19 protein-coding genes and 2 pseudogenes are annotated in these 19,255 nt (G+C 42.6%); 17 read left to right on the forward strand and 4 right to left on the reverse strand.

All coding sequences use genetic code 11. The features are described 5' to 3' along the window. Positions 1-15: 15 nt before the first annotated feature. The 3 genes from HCR01_RS03900 to HCR01_RS03910 form a co-directional block, all read right to left on the reverse strand. Positions 16-1,161, reverse strand: a complete 1,146-nt coding sequence (locus HCR01_RS03900) for a CO2 hydration protein (protein WP_193194692.1) — start codon at positions 1,159-1,161, stop codon at positions 16-18. Between the two features lie 114 nt (positions 1,162-1,275). Continuing rightward, positions 1,276-2,781, reverse strand: coding sequence for an NADH-quinone oxidoreductase subunit M (locus HCR01_RS03905; protein WP_193194693.1), 1,506 nt, complete (start codon positions 2,779-2,781; stop codon positions 1,276-1,278). Between the two features lie 127 nt (positions 2,782-2,908). Beyond that, on the reverse strand, positions 2,909-4,765 hold the full coding sequence (locus tag HCR01_RS03910) for an NAD(P)H-quinone oxidoreductase subunit F (protein ID WP_193194695.1): 1,857 nt from the start codon (positions 4,763-4,765) through the stop codon (positions 2,909-2,911). Between the two features lie 655 nt (positions 4,766-5,420). Between HCR01_RS03910 and HCR01_RS03915 the strand changes: the two genes are divergently transcribed. The 11 genes and pseudogenes from HCR01_RS03915 to HCR01_RS03960 all read left to right on the forward strand — a co-directional run bounded on the left by HCR01_RS03915 (position 5,421) and on the right by HCR01_RS03960 (position 14,956). After that, positions 5,421-5,729 carry a carbon dioxide-concentrating mechanism protein CcmK gene (locus HCR01_RS03915; protein WP_015209255.1) on the forward strand — a complete coding sequence of 103 codons (309 nt, stop codon included), beginning with the start codon at positions 5,421-5,423 and terminating at the stop codon, positions 5,727-5,729. 90 nt (positions 5,730-5,819) lie between these two features. Beyond that, positions 5,820-6,164, forward strand: coding sequence for a carbon dioxide-concentrating mechanism protein CcmK (locus HCR01_RS03920; protein ID WP_039748664.1), 345 nt, complete (start codon positions 5,820-5,822; stop codon positions 6,162-6,164). A 6-nt stretch (positions 6,165-6,170) separates the two neighbouring features. Beyond that, positions 6,171-6,473: a EutN/CcmL family microcompartment protein gene (locus HCR01_RS03925; protein WP_191760411.1), complete on the forward strand. Its 303-nt coding sequence runs from the start codon at positions 6,171-6,173 to the stop codon at positions 6,471-6,473. 277 nt (positions 6,474-6,750) lie between these two features. After that, positions 6,751-8,400, forward strand: a pseudogene (locus HCR01_RS03930) (ribulose bisphosphate carboxylase small subunit); the annotation flags it as partial. A gap of 93 nt (positions 8,401-8,493) precedes the next feature. Then, positions 8,494-8,742 (forward strand): annotated as a pseudogene (locus HCR01_RS38405) (ribulose bisphosphate carboxylase small subunit); the annotation flags it as partial. Positions 8,743-8,907: 165 nt separating this feature from the next. Next, positions 8,908-9,726 carry a transferase gene (locus HCR01_RS03935; protein WP_193194699.1) on the forward strand — a complete coding sequence of 273 codons (819 nt, stop codon included), beginning with the start codon at positions 8,908-8,910 and terminating at the stop codon, positions 9,724-9,726. Positions 9,727-9,782: 56 nt separating this feature from the next. Then, positions 9,783-10,571, forward strand: coding sequence for a BMC domain-containing protein (locus tag HCR01_RS03940; protein WP_193194702.1), 789 nt, complete (start codon positions 9,783-9,785; stop codon positions 10,569-10,571). A 266-nt stretch (positions 10,572-10,837) separates the two neighbouring features. Beyond that, complete coding sequence (locus HCR01_RS03945; protein WP_193194704.1) at positions 10,838-11,779, forward strand: LysR family transcriptional regulator; 942 nt, start codon at positions 10,838-10,840, stop codon at positions 11,777-11,779. 178 nt (positions 11,780-11,957) lie between these two features. Beyond that, positions 11,958-13,586, forward strand: a complete 1,629-nt coding sequence (locus HCR01_RS03950; RefSeq protein ID WP_193194706.1) for a mucoidy inhibitor MuiA family protein — start codon at positions 11,958-11,960, stop codon at positions 13,584-13,586. Positions 13,587-13,686: 100 nt separating this feature from the next. After that, positions 13,687-14,187: a GNAT family N-acetyltransferase gene (locus HCR01_RS03955; RefSeq protein WP_193194708.1), complete on the forward strand. Its 501-nt coding sequence runs from the start codon at positions 13,687-13,689 to the stop codon at positions 14,185-14,187. Positions 14,188-14,245: 58 nt separating this feature from the next. Beyond that, entirely contained in the window at positions 14,246-14,956 is a 711-nt protein-coding gene (locus HCR01_RS03960; protein WP_193194710.1) for a Uma2 family endonuclease, read from the forward strand. A gap of 38 nt (positions 14,957-14,994) precedes the next feature. On the opposite strand, the gene HCR01_RS03965 is transcribed toward HCR01_RS03960, so the two are convergent. Beyond that, on the reverse strand, positions 14,995-15,195 hold the full coding sequence (locus HCR01_RS03965; RefSeq protein ID WP_162394674.1) for a hypothetical protein: 201 nt from the start codon (positions 15,193-15,195) through the stop codon (positions 14,995-14,997). A 262-nt stretch (positions 15,196-15,457) separates the two neighbouring features. Here HCR01_RS03965 and mnmE point away from each other — a divergent pair, with 262 nt between their 5' ends. The 6 genes from mnmE to HCR01_RS03995 all read left to right on the forward strand — a co-directional run bounded on the left by mnmE (position 15,458) and on the right by HCR01_RS03995 (position 19,252). Beyond that, positions 15,458-16,849 carry a tRNA uridine-5-carboxymethylaminomethyl(34) synthesis GTPase MnmE gene (gene mnmE, locus HCR01_RS03970; RefSeq protein WP_193194712.1) on the forward strand — a complete coding sequence of 464 codons (1,392 nt, stop codon included), beginning with the start codon at positions 15,458-15,460 and terminating at the stop codon, positions 16,847-16,849. A 48-nt stretch (positions 16,850-16,897) separates the two neighbouring features. Then, entirely contained in the window at positions 16,898-17,077 is a 180-nt protein-coding gene (locus HCR01_RS03975) for a hypothetical protein (protein ID WP_193194714.1), read from the forward strand. 73 nt (positions 17,078-17,150) lie between these two features. Next, positions 17,151-17,948 (forward strand): SDR family NAD(P)-dependent oxidoreductase, encoded by a 798-nt coding sequence (locus HCR01_RS03980; protein ID WP_193194716.1) that lies wholly within the window; start codon positions 17,151-17,153, stop codon positions 17,946-17,948. A 50-nt stretch (positions 17,949-17,998) separates the two neighbouring features. Next, positions 17,999-18,328, forward strand: coding sequence for a hypothetical protein (locus HCR01_RS03985; protein ID WP_193194718.1), 330 nt, complete (start codon positions 17,999-18,001; stop codon positions 18,326-18,328). Positions 18,329-18,524: 196 nt separating this feature from the next. Next, positions 18,525-18,806 carry a hypothetical protein gene (locus HCR01_RS03990; RefSeq protein ID WP_193194720.1) on the forward strand — a complete coding sequence of 94 codons (282 nt, stop codon included), beginning with the start codon at positions 18,525-18,527 and terminating at the stop codon, positions 18,804-18,806. Positions 18,807-18,808: 2 nt separating this feature from the next. Then, a complete protein-coding gene (locus tag HCR01_RS03995; protein WP_193194722.1) occupies positions 18,809-19,252 on the forward strand; it encodes a type II toxin-antitoxin system VapC family toxin in 444 nt (147 codons plus the stop codon). Positions 19,253-19,255 lie beyond the last annotated feature (3 nt).

A 19,255-nucleotide genomic window follows, 5' to 3' on the forward strand; every position in this document is an offset into this window, starting at 1 on the left:
TAACTCCTAATCGCATTATCCATTACTATTTATATCGTTAACTTCCCTCAAGCGCGAAGTCACAAATCGAGCCATCCACTTTTCTAAATAAACTCGATTAGCATTTTGCTCAGATAGATCTTTGGTATCTATAGGATGAGGCATCAGTCCTAAAATTGTCGCTGTTGTCACACAAAACATCGATTTTTGGAAACTCATGCAAATTTTTACCCGCAAATCATCTTCACCCCGAAGACTGCGACGGTAAATTTCGTGCAAATATTCTGGAAGATAGTGACGCATATCTTGCATCAACAAAGTGGGAGGAATACCTGCACTGCCAATAGGCAAAGGATCGGCATACAATGCGCCATACTGAAACCGACTTTGATCTGGGGAGATTTGATATGCTTGGGCATTGTATGAAACAGTGCCGTGAAAAGGAGTTCCCCGAAAGAAAATCGCTTCTACATAAGGTATTGCTGTATCTGCTAAAAAGGTTAAACCAACACTTTGGGGAATGATTTCATAGACTTTATTCTGAACTTTGACAGCATAAGTAATTGGCTTTGATGCACTTGCTACCAACCCTGCTTTAATGTGGTCTACAACTTCAGGAATCGACTTAATTTTGCCTTGGTCGTAGTAGTCTGATAGGGTAAGGAAGATATCAGCCATAACTCGCCAGAATTGACCTAATCCAGTATAGTAAGCAGAGACACGCAACTGTTCTGTTAGGAAGTCTGGAAATAACTGGTTAATGCCCAGAATTAAGGGATTATTTTTAAACTTAGTGTCGATAACAGCTTGCGCTCTCTTTTGAAATTCTGGTGTATCTAAATATGTATCTAGTCCACCGCCACCATGCCACATCATTGATTTCAGGCAATACTCAGCATACTCAAAATTAATGCGGTCATGCCACCAGTGGCGTAGTAATTTTTTGAAAGAAAATTCTCCATTAAAATATTTAAAAAATGGAAAAAATACTAAAAATTGATGTTCGGCTATGTAAATAAGATTTTTTGAATAGGCATCTAAAACTATGCCATAGCTTTTAAGAATCCCAACTACTTCCAGTACATTTTCTGGACTATCAGGAATTAATGCTTCTCCTTTTTGCAGCCGCTCAATATATTCAGCTAAGGGATTATTAACAGGCTTCTTTTTAATATTTACCATTGCCATTTCTCCAAAAATTATAGGGATTGGGGATTGGGGATTGGGGTATTGTTAAAGAAGCGGCTGAGTAAACAGAAAATTCTTCCCCTGTGCCCCCCTGCCTCTTAAAAGTCCCTAGTCTTCAGCCCTGATTGCCTTATCCAAGGACACCGTTGCCACTACGTTTTGTGTATTTACCATTGCTGTAATTGTTGGTTCAGTCCAGCGCGATAACCAAGCCGGTTGGATACCGAAAATTACAATTAGTACAGCTAAAACTAGAGCCGGGGCGCGATCACTCCAATACACTCGTGGTAAGTTGGTAACCTGTGCAGACAAACGCCCAAAAAAGGCGCGGTTGAGAAGAATTAAGAAGTAAACCGCAGTTAAGCCTGTACCAATCATGCACAGCAGAGTTTGCACTGGAAAAACGGGAAAACTACCTCGGAAAACAATAAATTCTGAAATAAATCCTACCATCCCTGGTATGCCAGCACTGGCCATGACTCCCACAATCATTAAGCTACCAATTACTGGCAGACCCCTTTCTGGGTTCAGCAGTCCCCGGACGACTTCTAAATCCCGGCTGCCAGCTTTTTTATACACAACCCCCACTAGCAAAAACAGCATTGCAGAAATCAAGCCGTGGCTAATCATTTGCATGACAGTGCCTAATACACTCAAAGGTGTGCCAGATGCAGCGGCTAAAAGCACGTAGCCCATGTGTCCAATGGAACTATATGCCACCATTTTTTTCATATCGGTTTGAGCGATCGCACAGGATGCACCATATAGCACACTTACCACCGCCCAAGTCGCCAACCAAGGAGCCAGATAAGTCCAAGCTTCTGGCAACAAGTTCATACCAAATCGCAGTAAGCCATAAGTTCCTAACTTCAAAAGCACCCCAGCCAATAGCACAGAAATCGGTGTGGAAGCTTCAACGTGAGCATCTGGTAACCAAGTATGGAAGGGAACTAAAGGAATCTTAATCCCAAAACCAACTAAAATCCCCCCTAGCAGTAAAAGCTGTGTGGCTAAAGGTAGAGTCTTAGTATTCAAGGTTGCCAGTGCAAAGTTAGAACCACCACTCAGCCAAACTATGCCGAGGAAACTTGCTAAAATCAGGATTCCAGAAACGGCAGTGTAAATTAGAAATTTCGTAGCGGCATAACCCCGCTTTGCACCACCCCAAATGGCTATCAACAGATACAGCGGTATTAGTTCCAGTTCGTAAAACAGGAAAAATAGCAGTAAGTCCTGTGCTAGAAAAGCTCCAGTTACCCCAACACTTAACAGTAGTATCAAAGAGTAATAGAATTTAGGACGTTGAAGAGATTCATCACTGCTGTAAATAGCAATACAAGTTAATAGTCCATTCAAAACCAGCAACGGTAAAGATAAGCCATCTACTCCCAAATTATAATTCAAGCCTAAGACCTCAATCCAGGGCAGAGACTCGGCAAATTGTTGAGTAACTTCCCCTGGATGGAACTGAGTTGCTATTACAACTGTCCACAAGAAAGTGATGCTGGCAACAACTAAAGCTAACCCACGGGCAAATTTCCCACTGATATCAGAAGGCCAGAAACCAATTGAAGCCGCACCTAACAACGGCAGCAAAATCAAAGCACTAAGCATAAGCAGAACTAGATAAGAAGAGGGAGGAGGGGATTAGAGGGAGCAGAGGGGAGCAGAGGAGCAGGAGCAGATGGGGAGATAATTCTTGGCTCTTGACCCTTGACTTTTAACTCCTGACTCCGCACTCTTAAAAAGGCAATTTATCTAATAAACCCAATGACCAGCTAATGAAAAAACCCAGGACGCTGACGACCGCTAGGATAGTCAACATATACCCCTGGGATTGACCAGAAATGCTGTATTTTAAACCTTGCCCACTGAGAATTGTTGCAAAACCAACCAAGTTTACTAGACCGTCAACTAAGTAGCGATCGCTCCAAGCTGAAATCTTAGAAAGCAGTGCTACTACAGTCACTACTGTCAATCGATAAACGCGGTCAATGTAAAAATCATAACCCAGTAAGTCTTGCACAAATCTCCATGCCAGTATCCTAGATCTTGACCAGGCTTTGTGCAGATAAACTGTAGCCCCTATACCTACGCCCACCACGGTAGAAGAAAACAACACTAACACCACATACCAATTAATACTTTCCCAATCGGGTAACAAATACCATTGCTGTAGCATCAGGGGTAGTAGCAGAGTCACAATCGTCAAAGACACCATTGGTAATGCCATTTGCCAACCAACTTCTGGAGTGCGACGGGTTTTCTGTTGCGGTTTACCCCAAAAAACTAATCTAAATACTCTGGTCAAATTCAATGCTGTCAAACCATTCACCAATATTAAAACCCCAATCACCCAAGGGCTAATATTCACAAAACCGTCAGCCCATGCTAGCATTGCCCAAAAACTTCCCAGTGGTAGCAGTGTTACCATCCCCGCTGAACCGACAACAAAAGCAGTTGTGGTGGCTGGCATCCGTGACCACAGTCCGCCCATTTCTGTTAAGTCTTGGCTGCTAGTAGTGTATATTACTGAACCTGAACTCATGAATAATAGTGCTTTAGCGATCGCATGAGTTAACAACAACATTAGGGCTACACCCCCTTGCTGCAATCCTACCGCCAGAAACACTAAACCCATGTATGCACTAGTGGAATGAGATAGCGATCGCTTAATGTCAATTTGCGCTATGGATACTAGTGTTGCACCAATTGCTGTCACTGTACCCATCACAACTAAGGCATTCAACGCAACTGGCGACAGTGCTAGCAATGGTTGCATTTTATACAGCATATAAGCACCGCCAGCTACCACCAGCGAATTCCGCATTACTGAAGCGGGGTTAGGCCCTTCCATCGCTTCATCTAACCACAAGTGCAAGGGAAATTGAGCACATTTACCCGCAGGCCCCGCAATCAACGCTAACCCCAGCAATGTCGATGTCATTGGGCTTAAGTTAGCTGTTTGCGCCCACTCATATAGATCAGAAAAGTTCAAACTACCTGCTAAGGTGGAAAGCGTCACCACACCCATCAGCAACAACAAATCTCCCACCCGTTTGGTTAAAAACGCATCCCGCGCCGCAGTCACTACTAGCGGTTGAGCATACCAGAATCCTACCAGCAAGTAAGTCGAGAGCGTCAGAACTTCCAAAAGGGCATAGCTGACAAACAAAGAGTCACTAATCGCTAAACCACTAAGCGCTGCTTCAAAAAACCCGAACAGCGCAAAAAAACGCGCCAACGACCAGTCTTTTTCCATGTAACCCAGGGCATAAACTTGCGCTAACAGACTTAACCCCGTAATTAAAACAGTTGCTCCAATACTGACTGGCGAGAGTTCTAAGGAAAAGGATAAATCTAAGTCCGCCGCTTTAAACCAGCTAATAACTAAGTTTTCTGGTTCTCTGTCCCAGATGTTTGTAAATACCAACAAACTATGGGCAAAAGCCAAAAGGGTCGTCAACAAGTTGAAATATACCGCAGGTCTTGGCCCTGTACGCTGAATTATCCCCATTCCCCACGGCAATGTTAAAAGTGCGCCTATCAAGCTATAAAAAGGCACCCACCAACTTGTTAAGAAGAAAAATTGATTCATTTAAATTTCCTTTGACGACTCATTTTTAGCTTTTTTAAAATAGCTTTTAAAGCATCCTTCACTAAAAAAAATAACTTGATCAAAATCCATGTTTTATTAACTATTTTTAACCTAAAACTGACTGAGTATTTTTACTTTAATTTACCCTATTAAGGTTTAATTAAATATAAACTTACATATTTAAAAGCATTTCAATTTGTTACATCATCTCCACTTGTAAATTTATATTTCTACTTCTAGCAGAGAACTTTATACGATATATTTGAAAAAATTATGGATTTTTCACGAAGTCCTTGTTCAAACAGGAAAACTGGGGAAAGACAGAGATAGCATGATATACAGCCCTTAATCGTCCCTCGACAGACAAGATTAGTCTTGGTTATGAATGTCATTTTGTAAATGTAATAAAGAAATTATAAAGCATAAGCGACTGCTCTAGGAATTGTTGAACTCCAATTAAGCAGAACCCCGCTATAAATTTTTGTTAAGTTTTTTAAAACTTTTTTATCATAAACTATTATAATAATTTATATTGCCAAGAACGCCAAGCTTTCCTATGCTTAATTTGGAAGCGTTTTTGTAGCTCAAGATGAGCTTCCTCGTCACAATTTTCAAACCACAGTACTGATTGGATTAATTTTGTAGGAGTTCTGCGATGCCAATTGCAGTTGGAATGATTGAAACTAAGGGCTTTCCGGCAGTAGTGGAAGCTGCTGATGCGATGGTGAAAGCCGCACGTGTAACTTTGGTAGGGTACGAAAAAATTGGTAGCGCTCGCGTCACCGTAATTGTGCGGGGAGATGTATCTGAAGTGCAAGCCTCAGTTGCAGCTGGGGTTGAAGCAGCAAGAAGAGTAAATGGTGGTGAAGTTTTATCTACTCATATCATTGCTCGTCCACACGAAAACCTGGAATACGTCTTGCCGATTCGTTACACGGAAGCTGTGGAACAGTTCCGTACTTAAAAACTGGTTAAACAAAGTAATTAATACTCTCTGCCTTGTCGAGAGTTACTTTTTTCCAGGTCTAAAAACTTTAATCAAGGATTAGAACTAATGTCAATCGCAGTAGGAATGGTTGAAACGCTAGGCTTTCCAGCGGTAGTGGAAGCTGCTGATGCGATGGTGAAAGCTGCTCGCGTTACCCTAGTAGGCTACGAAAAAATTGGTAGCGGTCGGGTTACAGTGATCGTCAGAGGGGATGTTTCGGAAGTACAAGCCTCAGTAGGAGCTGGAGTTGAATCAGTGAAGCGAGTTAACGGTGGACAAGTCCTGTCTACCCACATCATTGCTCGTCCTCATGAGAACTTAGAATATGTCCTGCCTATTCGTTATACCGAAGATGTAGAGCAATTCCGCGAAAACGTTAACGCAATTCGTCCTTTCGGCAGAAGACCGTAATCTGTAATGCAAGTTGCTAAAGTTCGTGGCACAGTAGTTAGCACGCAGAAAGACCCAAGTCTTAGAGGCGTCAAACTACTGTTGTTGCAATTAGTAGATGAAGATGGAAACATCCTGCCAAAATACGAGGTAGCAGCAGATACTGTTGGTGCAGGAGTTGATGAGTGGGTGCTTGTCAGTCGTGGCAGTGCCGCTCGTCAGGTTCTTGGTAATGAGCAGCGTCCATTAGATGCAGTGGTGGTAGCGATAATAGATACCATTCACGTTGAAGATCGCCTGATTTACAGCAAAAAAGACCAGTATAGGTAAATGTCATTAGTCATTAGTCATTGGTGAGCTAGTGCGGTGAGTCTAGCATTACGGAGATAAGTCTGAGCGGTTAAAGCCGCCGAACAGAACTTTTAAAGAAAGAGGGTACCAACCTAGGTAATTTTTGTGGTGTGGTCAACGCTGCTTTGTAGCTTGCTTGAGAGTAGGTGTACGCAGTAGTAGAAACGTGAGGAGCGTTACCCACAAGTTATTAGCTAAAGACAAATGACAAATGACAACTGACGAGTGACAAATGACATAGAGGAGGAATCTTGCGATGGCAGTCCGCAGCACGGCGGCACCCCCAACCCCGTGGTCAAGGAGTTTAGCTGAAGCCCAAATCCATGAAACTGCCTTTGTGCATTCATTCTCCAATATTATTGGGGATGTACGGATAGGTGCAAACGTAATCATTGCTCCAGGAACTACGATTAGAGCGGATGAAGGCACACCTTTTTATCTTGGTGAAAACACTAATGTTCAAGATGGTGTGGTAATTCATGGGTTAGAGCAAGGTCGAGTAATTGGCGATGACCAAAATAAATACTCGGTATGGATTGGTAAAAACGCTTGCATTACCCACATGGCTCTAATTCACGGGCCAGCTTATGTTGGGGATAATTCCTTCATTGGCTTTCGCTCTACGGTGTTTAATGCCAGAGTGGGCGCAGGTTGCATTGTAATGATGCACGCTTTGATCCAAGACGTAGAAATCCTCCCAGGTAAGTATGTACCTTCGGGAGCGATAATTACTAACCAGCAGCAAGCTGACCGCTTGCCAGATGTGCAAGATCAAGATCGAGAATTTGCCCATCATGTAGTTGGGATTAATCAAGCACTGCGAGCAGGTTATCTCTGTGCTGCGGATAGCAAATGCATAGCACCCATTCGGGATGAAATTGCTAAATCTTATACAAGTAATGGTGTTACTGTCATAGAGTTGGAAAGGAGTAGTAAAGTGTCGAGCAAGAGCTTGGGTGCAGAAACCATAGAGCAGGTGCGCTATCTGCTAGAGCAAGGATATAAGATTGGCTCGGAACATGTAGATGAGCGGCGATTCCGCACGGGTTGTTGGACAAGTTGTAAGCCGATTGAACCTAGATCAATCGGTGAAGCGATCGCTGCATTAGAAACCTGTCTGAAAGACCATAGTGGTGAGTATGTCCGTTTGTTTGGCATTGACCCCAAAGGCAAACGGCGCGTATTAGAAACTATCATCCAACGCCCAGATGGCACGGTGCAAGCCACTACCAGCTTTAAAGCCCCTGTTAGTCAGGGCAATAATGGTGGCTACAACGGGAATGGTAATAGTAATGGTCATGGCGGCAGTAGTATAGGTAGTGAAACCGTAGAGCAAATCCGCCAGCTATTAGCAAGTGGCTACAAAATCGGCACAGAACACGTAGATGAGCGGCGATTCCGCACTGGTTCATGGCAAAGTTGTGAGCCAATTAACTCAAATTCGACAAATGAAGTCATCGCCGCCTTGGAAGATTGTATAACTAATCATCAAGGCGAGTACGTGCGTTTGATTGGCATTGACACCAAAGCCAAACGACGGGTGTTAGAAAGCATTATTCAACGACCCAATGGACAAGTTAGTGTCGGTAGTCAGAGTCAAAAATCATTCGCCAGTGCGCCATCTGCAACAACAGCGGCTACTAGTACCCGCTTAAGTTCTGAAGTAGTGGAACAACTACGTCAGTTATTGGCTAGTGGGTATAAAATTAGCATTGAGCACGTAGATGGGCGGCGGTTCCGTACAGGTTCTTGGACTAGCACTGGTCAAATTCAAGCTTCCTCTGAAAGAGAAGCGATCGCAGCAGTAGAAGGACACCTGGCTGAATACCAAGGAGAATATGTACGCTTAATTGGTATCGAACCCAAAGCTAAACGGCGAGTGTTAGAAAGTATTATTCAACGGCCTAATGGACAGGCTAGTGCCGATAGCCAGAGTCAAAAATCATTCGCCAGTGCGCCATCTCCAACAGCAACAGCTACGAATACCCGCTTAAGTTCCGAAGTAGTAGAACAGCTACGACAGCTATTGGCTGGTGGGCATAAAATTAGCATTGAGCACGTAGACGGACGGCGGTTCCGTACAGGTTCTTGGACTAGCACTGGTCAAATTCAAGCTTCTTCTCAAAGAGAAGCGATCGCAGCAATAGAAGGACACCTCGCCGAATACCAAGGAGAATATGTGCGCTTAATTGGTATTGACCCTAAAGCTAAGCGCCGAGTGTTGGAGACAATTATCCAACGTCCATAGCAGTGTTGAATTGAAAGTGCTGAGTAATGAGTTTAGACTTTCGAGTTAGAACACTGACACTAGCATCAAAAGCTAACTTTTTCTTGTGAAGTAGAATTTACTTAGCACTTCATTACTCACCATTGGCAACTCAAAATTTTTCCGACTTCCGAGGTGATAATTCCCATGTCTGTGCCGCCACTGCGCCTCAGCGACAAATTTGATTCTTATATTAGTGGCGAGGTGACTATTCATCCAAGCGCAGTATTAGCACCTGGAGTAATACTCCAAGCAGCTAAAAACAGCAAGATTATCATCGGCCCAGGGGTCTGTATTGGGATGGGATCAATTCTCCATGTCCATGAAGGAATCTTAGAGGTAGAAGCAGGAGCAAACCTGGGAGCGGGTTTTTTGATGGTTGGCAAGGGCAACATTGGAGCAAATGCTTGCATTGGTTCAGCAACAACAATTTTTAATTATTCAGTCGAACCTGGACAAGTAATTGCACCTGGTTCAGTCTTGGGAGATACGAGTCGCCAAATTAGTGAAATAAAACAACTAGAATCATCTACAACTAACTCCGCTTCTACAAGTACAGCACAATCGAAGAAAGAAGATAATAACTCAGGACGAGGCGAGGATATAGCAGTTTCCTCAACTAACCTCTCAGCGTCGGCTTTTGTGGATTTCAAACACAAGTCGATTTCCTTTTTTAAATCTGCCGTTACTCCTCAAAGTCAACCTCCTCCCGTTGAGGAACCTAATAATGGTGCAGACTCTACCATGCGACCAGCCGCTCAAGCATCTACACCACTCAGCGAGAACTCTGAGCAGCTTTCGCCAACCAAAAGTTCAGTGACTAATGATTCAGAACTCAGTCAGCCAACCACAGAATCCCCTGAAAGTTTCGGGACTCAAATTTATGGGCAAGGGAGCATACAAAGACTGTTGACCACATTGTTTCCCCATAGACAATCCTTGAGCGACCCAAACTCTGACGATTAGTCAGAGTAAGTGTTAATTGTAAGTTGTCAGCTTTGTGAGTATCTTAGAGAGTTCACATGGAAACATCTAATCAACGGTCTATGAGTAGCATCCAGGGAGCAGGTAATCATGAAACCTTCGAGGACACTGCTTTGGGTTTAGTTTCTACCCAAAGCTTTCCAGCGATAGTTGGTACAGCGGACATGATGCTGAAATCAGCTGGAGTTCACCTAGTTGGATATGAAAAAATAGGTGGGGGTCATTGTACTGCGATCGTCCGGGGTGGAATTGCTGATGTGCGGCTTGCAGTAGAATCTGGTGTTCAAACTGCGGAACAGTTTGGCCAGTTAGTCTCTAGCTTGGTGATTCCTCGACCTTATCCCAACTTAGAGGTAGTTCTGCCAATCACCAATCGTCTCACTCAATTGATGCGAGAAGGCAATTATAGCCGTCTGAGTCATCAAGCAATCGGTTTGGTGGAAACGCGAGGATTTCCGGCGATGGTAGGTGCATGTGATGCCATGCTCAAAGCTGCTGATGTCCATTTGGCAGCGTATGAGAAAATAGGTGCGGGTTTGTGTACAGCCATTATTCGTGGCTCCGTAGCAAATGTTGCAGTAGCAGTAGAAGCAGGGATGTACGAGGCAGAACGCATTGGGGAGCTGAATGCTGTGATGGTAATTCCTCGACCACTGGATGATATGGAGCAAACCTTGCCACTAGCAAGTTGCTGGATAGAGGAACGTCAACCGTTAAAGTTACCCATCAATATTAAAGAGCAAGTTGGCGAAAGAGAGATGGTAGGTTTGCCAGATTTAGCTCAGCTACCTGCAAAAATTCAAGAAGAATTATGGAATGATGAATGATGAATTATGAATCATGAATTGTAAGCAATCCTCATTCAATATTCAACATTCATCTTTAACTGGAAGGCATCTTACGCTTTGCTTGTGTTCTGATAATAACTTCTCTAGTCCATAAGTCAAATACCTTTCTTTTAATAGCACTAATAGAGTTTTATCTATACAAAAACTCATAACTTCGTATGAGCAACGCTGTATCAATTGCAAGTGTTCAGTAATACTAGTTTTATATCTACAAATTGCTATTAGCTATTAAAGGAGAATATATCTTGAATCAAGCGACGCTGCACCAGTTGAAAGTGTTCGAGGCGGCGGCACGGCACAGTAGCTTTACTCGTGCAGCTGAGGAATTGTTTCTCACCCAACCTACCGTCTCTATGCAGATCAAGCAACTTACGAAATCGGTAGGGTTGCCATTATTTGAGCAGGTGGGGAAGCGCTTATATTTGACTGAAGCTGGACGGGAATTATTTGCTACTTGTCGGCAGATTTTTGACACCATAGCCCAGTTTGAAATGAAAGTGGCAGATTTAAAAGGGCTAAAACAGGGGCAATTACGCTTAGCTGTGATTACGACAGCAAAGTATTTTATACCACGTTTATTAGGGCCATTTTGCCAACTTTACCCAGGAATTGATATCTCGCTGCAAGTAACAAACCACGAACGAATTTTAGAACGGATGAGTAGTAATTTGGACGACTTGTATATTATGAGTCAAGTTCCAGAAAATTTAGATGTGAACTTTGAGCCATTTTTAGAAAATCCTTTGGTGGTTTTTGCACCAGTTAATCATCCACTAGCTAAGGAAAGAAATATTCCCATACAACGTCTGTCCAATGAACCTTTTATTATGCGGGAACCTGGCTCAGGAACCCGTCGTGCCGTCCAAACCCTCTTTGATGAACATGGGATAACAGTAAAAGTTAAGTTGGAATTGGGAAGTAATGAAGCAATCAAACAAGCGATCGCAGGTGGTTTAGGAATATCTGTTTTATCTCGTCATACTTTAATGCCAGATACGGCAGAGTTATGCATTTTGGATGTACAATACTTTCCCATTAAGCGAGATTGGTTCATGGTTTACCCAGGTGGTAAACAGTTATCTATCGTCGCTCGTGCCTATTATGAGTATCTACTAGATGCAGCGAAGAAAATTGTAGCGTTAAACACTACTGTTAGTAATGATGCTGTGGAGAAAACTCATGCATGAATTAAGCCAAGATGCATTTAGCTTTCATTAGTTGAGATCGGGGGAGATAAATAAATTAAAAATTAAAAATTTCAGATTTTTAATTTTTAATTTTGAATTCCCCGCAGGGGTTGACGGTTAGGCTAAGAAACATTGACAATTAACCAGCAGAACCATTAAAAATTGGGAAAAACTGGCAGTGGTTAACCCGGAAATACCATCTTGGCGCAAAGTAATACAAAGCCAGATTGTAGCGGTTACAGTGTATACTGACAAAGCTCTAGTTACACGGCGGAGTGTAGTATCTTTAACAGGACTTGAACGGGAATTAGTTATTAGCCCGTTGCCAGTGACTCTAGAAACTGAGTCTGTCAGGGTTAGCGGTGCGGGTACAGTGGAGGTGCGCTTGCTAGGAGTAAGCAGCGATCGCATTTACACTACCGAACCTGTAGCAGAGCGAGTGGCACAGTTAACAAGGCAAATTCAGCAACTAGAAGCAGAAAAACGCCACCTACAAGCTCAAGTAGACGCTTTAGTATTACAGTCTAATTTTATCGAAGGCTTACGTGAAAAAACAGAGGAAACCTTTTCACAGAGTCTTGCAAGAAAAAATCTCAGCCTCAGCGAAACTTTAGATTTTTTGAATTTTCTCGGAAGCCAATATAGCGAGTATGCGATCGCATCTGGAGAGTGCAAAACCCAACAGCAAGAATTAGACAAGCAATTACAAGCACTCCGCAGATCGTTGCAAAAAATTCAAACACCCCATCCTAAAGAAAGTTTGAACTTGGTTATGGCGGTTGAAGTTGCGAGTGAAGGCGAATTTGAGCTAGAGCTTTCCTACGTGGTGAATCGCGCTAGTTGGACTCCTTTTTATGACTTGCGCTTCAGTACTACTAGCGATATCGTGCATCTAAGCTATCTTGCAGAAGTCACCCAAAGCAGTGGCGAAGATTGGATTGACGTGGCTCTCACCCTTTCTACAGCTAAACCAGGATTAGGTACACTTCCACCCAAACTTGAACCCTGGTATATCGGTACTCTAACCCCACAAATAGCACGACGACGATATGATGTCCGTCCAGCATTGCCTACCATAGCAGCTCAGGCTGCTCCTGCTGGTGAAGGAAATGAGCAAGAACAAGATGAAATTGCGCCAGAAACTAGTCTTATCCCAGCCGAAACCGTTGTAGCGGAAATATCCAAAGAAGGTAGTGTAGTTAGCTTTAAACTCAATGGTGGCGGTAATATTCCCAGTGATGGCACACCCCATAAAACTACAATTTTCAACGAGGACTACCCTTGTAGCTTCGATTATGTCGCAATGCCACGCTTGGTAAGCTTTGCTTATCTTCAAGCTAATGTGAAAAATAGTCCCAACGGCGCAACTCTGTTACCAGGCAAAGCGAATATTTTCCGCGATAATGTCTTTGTCGGCACAACTAAGTTAGAGAATATTGCACCAGGACAAGAGTTCAAACTTAACTTAGGGATTGACGAAGGTTTGAAAATTGAGCGTAACTTAGTTGAGCGTCAGGTAGATAAAAGATTAATTAGCAACCAGCGCCGGACTACTTATGGTTATCGGTTGGTAATTACTAATTTGCTTAACAAAGAAACAAATCTCAAACTAACTGAACAATTACCAGTTAGCCGCACCGAGCAAATTAAGGTGCGCCTCATCCGCAGTAACCCCCAAATTCAATTGGGTGAAATGGGGATTTTAGAATGGCAGTTAACTCTTCCACCACAAGAAGGACGAGAAATATATTACCAGTTTGCCGTTGAACATCCGCCTGAATTAACGGTGATTGGGTTAGATATATAGAATCGAGGCTAAAGTTATTGTTCAAACTTTTATTAAAATTCCTCAAATATTGTAAGTGTAATTGCTAATAAAACTACTTACCTTTAAGAGGCAATAGCAAATGAATTTACTGGTTCGAGAAGCACAACCGAATGATGCTGAGGCGATTGTTGGCATTTTGAACCCGATCATTGAAACCGATATGTACACTGCGTTTGATACGCCGCTCACAGTTGATGCCGAACTAGAATATATTTTGAATTTTCCTCAGCGTGGGGTGTTCCATATCGCTGTAAATTCTTCAGATCAGCAGGTGGTTGGATTTCAAACTCTCGAACCATTTGCAACCTACACACATGCATTTGACCATGTGGGAATTATTGCAACATTTGTTGATCTCTCATACCGAAGACAAGGCATTGGCAAAAGTTTGTCTGAGGCTACATTTAAGAGCGCTTGCAGCAAGGGATATGAAAAGATATTTACCTATGTTCGCGCCGATAACTCAAACGCCTTAGCTAGTTATCTCAGACTTGGTTTCAATGTAGTTGGGACGGCGAAAAAACACGCCAAAATCAAAGGAACGTATGTGGACGAGATCATCATCGAACGGTTTTTGTAGTTAGCGTCTACATTCCTCACTGCTACGTTAAACTAATAGCACTGAGACATTTGCTGCCATGTCTGTCACCCAAGATTTAGAAACCCCAGAAGATGTTATATTTCCCCCAGGGGATTTATATAGTGACGAACCGCCTTTGGAAAGTGACTTGCATCGGCTACAAATGACGCTGCTCATTCAATGCCTTGAGTGGTTGTGGCAAAATCGTCATGACTTTTATGCATCTGGCAATATTACAATTTACTACAGTCCACGCCAGCGCAAATCAGAATATTTCCGAGGCCCAGATTTTTTTGTAGTGCTGGGGACTGAACACCAACCCCGTAAAAGTTGGGTTGTGTGGGAAGAAGATGGTAAGTATCCCAACGTCATTGTAGAACTGCTATCAGATTCCACAGCAGCAATTGACAAAGGCTTGAAAAAACAAATTTACCAAGATACCTTTCGCACACCAGAATACTTTTGGTTCGATCCTAATAATCTAGAATTCGCTGGGTTTGTTTTACTAGCTGGTAAGTATCAACCGCTAGAACCTAATCCCCAAGGTTGGTTGTGGAGCCAGCAGCTAGAGTTATACTTGGGTGTTTATCAACAAAATTTACGCTTTTTCACTCCTGAAGGAGAACTAGTTTCGACACCGGAAGAAGTTGCACAACAGGAAACGCAGCGAGCTGAACAAGAGAAGCAACGGGCTGAACGAGAAAAACAACGTAGCGATCGCTTGGCAGCTAAACTGCAAGAATTAGGAATTGATCCAGATACAGTTTAGCTTTTACAATATCTTACTTTTGCCTGTTGATGCTGATACTACGGATCTTCAGGAAAAACCCATTTTGGCGGTTCTGTTATTCTTTTTCGCAGACGTTCTTCAGCGATTCGCAGCATTTCGTCTAAGGACGTTTCTTCAACGAATTTTACAGTTGCCTCTTTAAATTCGATATTGGGGCATTTATCCCCCAAAACGCAACCGTTAACACAGGCTTCAGCGCAGTTAATCTTCTGCTCCACAGTAAATTCCTCCTCTCTAGTTAGGAGGTTTTTCTACCCTCCAGATAAATTTTACCTTGCCATTTGCCATCCTATTGGTCTAGGTATTTACCATTTAAATAAAAGTCCTTAATAATTAGACTTCTGGCGGCATTCGGAAAAAAGAAATTTAATCCCTTTAAGTCTTCTCCCACTTTATACAAAAGTAGCTTTTATGTAAGGTCTATTCTACTCCTGCTACGCTAAGCATAATATATGCAATGTTTTGCTGAAAAGGGCGCTCATGTCAGAACTCTTTGCCACTACTGGAACCATCGCCGCGATCGCTACTGCTGTTGTTCCTCAACAGGGTAGCGTTGGTATTGTGCGGGTATCCGGTTCTCAAGCAATGGCGATCGCCCAAGCAGTGTTTCACACACCTGGGCGGCAAATTTGGGAAACTCACCGGATTCTCTACGGTTACATCCGCCATCCTCAGACGCAACAACTGGTGGATGAATCTTTGCTGCTGATTATGAAAGCACCCCGTTCTTACACTCGTGAAGATATTGTAGAATTCCATTGCCACGGGGGAATTATGGCAGTGCAACAGGTTTTGCAACTGTGTTTGGAACAAGGAGCAAGACTAGCCCAACCGGGGGAATTTACCCTCCGCGCCTTTTTAAATGGGCGATTGGATTTAACGCAAGCTGAAAGTATTGCCGATTTGGTGGGAGCGCGATCGCCCCAAGCTGCTCAAACGGCCTTAGCTGGTTTACAGGGAAAATTGGCTCATCCGATCCGACAGTTACGCGCCAACTGTTTGGATATTTTGGCAGAAATCGAAGCTCGGATAGATTTTGAGGAAGATCTACCCCCGTTGGATGACAAAGCAATCATATCAGAAATCGAAAAAATTGCCGCAGAAATCACTAGGCTGCTAGCAACCAAAGACAAGGGTGAACTACTACGTACAGGTTTGAAAGTAGCGATTGTTGGGCGTCCGAACGTTGGTAAGTCGAGCTTGTTGAATGCTTGGAGCCAGAGCGATCGCGCTATTGTCACCGATTTACCTGGAACAACCCGCGATGTTGTAGAATCCCAGCTAGTGGTTGGGGGAATTCCTGTGCAAGTGCTAGATACAGCGGGGATTCGGGAAACAGCAGACCAAGTAGAAAAAATTGGAGTTGAGCGATCGCGTCGTGCCGCAAGTGCAGCCGATTTAGTACTTTTGACCATCGACGCCTCAGATGGATGGACGCAAGGCGATCAAGAAATTTATGCTCAGGTGCAACATCGTCCATTAATTCTAGTTATTAACAAAATCGACCTTGTAGAGACGGGAACTATATCATCTTTAAAATATCCAAACATAATTAATCAAGTTGTCACCACCGCAGCAGCACAACATCAAGGTATTGATACTTTAGAAACAGCAATTTTAGAAATAGTTCAATCTGGAAAAGTTCAAGCGGCTGATATGGATTTAGCGATTAATCAAAGACAAGCAGCAGCGTTAACTCAAGCTAAAATCTCTTTGAAACAGGTACAAGCAACAATTACTGAACAACTACCCCTTGATTTCTGGACAATTGACTTACGCGGTGCAATTCAGGCATTAGGAGAAATCACAGGTGAGGAAGTTACGGAATCAGTACTTGGCAGGATTTTTAGTAGGTTCTGTATTGGAAAATAAACATATATTTTTGCACAATTGTAAATTTTATTTAATATTCAGAATATAATGCTTGATGAGATTACAGTTCAAGTTATTGGTTGTTTTAAACCAGGAGTTATTACGATCATTGCATTTCCTGGTGTTGGGATATTAGATGGTGGATCTACGATAAAATTACCAACCAAAATGATTTCGGCAAACTTAAGAATGCCAAATAGCGAGTTTATAGTAGTTCGTGCTGGATAAAGTGGAGAGTTTACGCAGGTGTTTCCAAAAGACTAATCTGAATAATAATATATAAGTTGGTGAATTTAACAGAATGTCTTTTATTAATGATATTAAAAATGCCAATGCGTTAATAGTGGGAGCTAGCCGAGGCATTGGTTTAGGTTTTGTTAAAAAATTGCTACAAGATGACAGAATTGACAAAGTTTATGCAACTTATCGTCAACCAGAATCAGCCTGTGAGTTAATAGCTCTTGCAGGCGAGTATTCAGAACGATTAACTTGTTTGTCGATGGATATTACTGACGAGTTGCAAATTGCTGAAGCTATTCAAAAAATACGTACCCAAATTAACAAGTTGCATTTGGTAGTCAACTGTGTAGGATTTCTGCATGAGGGTAGTTTGCAACCTGAAAAAAGTTTAAGACAACTCAATTCAGAAAATTTGTTGCGCTACTTCCAAATCAACAGTATTGGTGCTGTCTTACTTGCTAAACACCTATTACCCTTGTTTCGTCATAGCAATACCTCCGGCGCTGCGGTAAGCGCAGAACGCAGCGTTTTTGCCCATATTTCTGCTAAACTAGGCAGTATTGGCGATAACCAACTTGGTGGATGGTATGGCTATCGTGCTTCCAAAGCCGCACTTAACATGTTTATGCGAACGGCAGCAATTGAGTATAAAAGAAGCTGCCCTAAAACATTGGTAGTGACATTACATCCTGGTACAACGGATACACGCCTTTCTCGTCCGTTTCAGGAAAATGTACCTGCGGAAAAATTATTCTCAGTCGAGCGTACTGTTGACCAATTACTAGCTGTCATTGAACAACTTCAAGAAGGTGATAGCGGTAACTTTTTCTCGTGGGATGGTAGTAAATTACCTTGGTAACTACGTTACGCTGATGCTAATGAAACCTACGTTATTTATAATCAAAGCATATGAAGTTTTTTGTTCCAGCAGCCAAGGATGATGTTAAGGCGGAGCAGGTATATGGCGCTATTGCTAAGTCTGTCCAAGCACCAATAACCGAAAAGCGGATTTGGAAGTTACGCTGGCGTGACAACGGGACAGATATAGAATGCGAGGTAGGGAAACCTTTACCATCTTCTTATCAAACAGGGAAAGAGCTAGTTCTAGCAATCTTTGACTGTGAAAACTATTATAAAATTTGTACTCTTACTCGTGGAGGAGTTAAGGGAGAGCCTATTTTGGTTGGAAAAAACTTTCAGTCCTTAGCAATCTATTTTTCTAATAATGTAAATAACTAACTCTGCATTTATACAGGTGAACCGCATCATATCAGTTATGCTGAAAAAGGCGATCGCACTATTAAAGTTTACTTAAGTAAACGGTTTGAGAGTTTGGCTTTTATGATTTTTGACTCAAACTAAAATTGATTTAGATGATAGCTAGTTGCCTTGTTGATAGCATTAAAAAGACTAGTTAATACCGAATTTTTAAAATATGACAACGATCAAGCTGGAATTATCGCCGGAATTAGAGCGGAAATTAAGGGAAAGCATTGCACGTCATGACGCTGAAAGCATCCGAAAATTATTGGCTGATGCTTTCGCGCCAACCGTAGAGGCGCTGCTACAGCAAACACATAATCAGCAGAATTATGACGACTTTGAGTTAGTTGCAGATCAGTTAGCTGACGAGTTTGCAGCATCTGTTGGATCAAATATACCTATGTTGTCAGATTATGCAGTGAGTCGTGAAAGTATTTATGAGGATCATCCTTAATAGTGGTGTACCTCGTAGACACCAATATCCTGCTGCGTCTTGTTGATCGCACTCACCCACTACACCCAATTATCCGAACTGCGATCCGTAAACTACAACGTGACGGACATACACTGCAAATTACACCACAAAACTGCGTTGAGTTTTGGAATGTCGCTACAAGACCAGCTATAAAGAATGGATTTGGTTTAACACCAAAGGAAGTGGGTCGCCTGTTGCGACTAATTGAGCGCCTCTTTCCATTGTTGCCTGATACGCCTATTATTTACCCTGAGTGGCGTAAGCTTGTCGTTGCATTCAGTGTGTCAGGTGTTCAAGTACATGATGCTCGTCTCGTTGCTATTATAAAGGCGAACGGTTTGACGCATATTCTGACATTCAATACTAAAGATTTCATTCGCTATGCGTCTGAAGGAATTGTAGCGGTTGATCCGACAACACTGTAATTG

It is taken from the genome of Nostoc sp. MG11 (assembly GCF_014904695.1).
GTDB lineage: Bacteria > Cyanobacteriota > Cyanobacteriia > Cyanobacteriales > Nostocaceae > Komarekiella.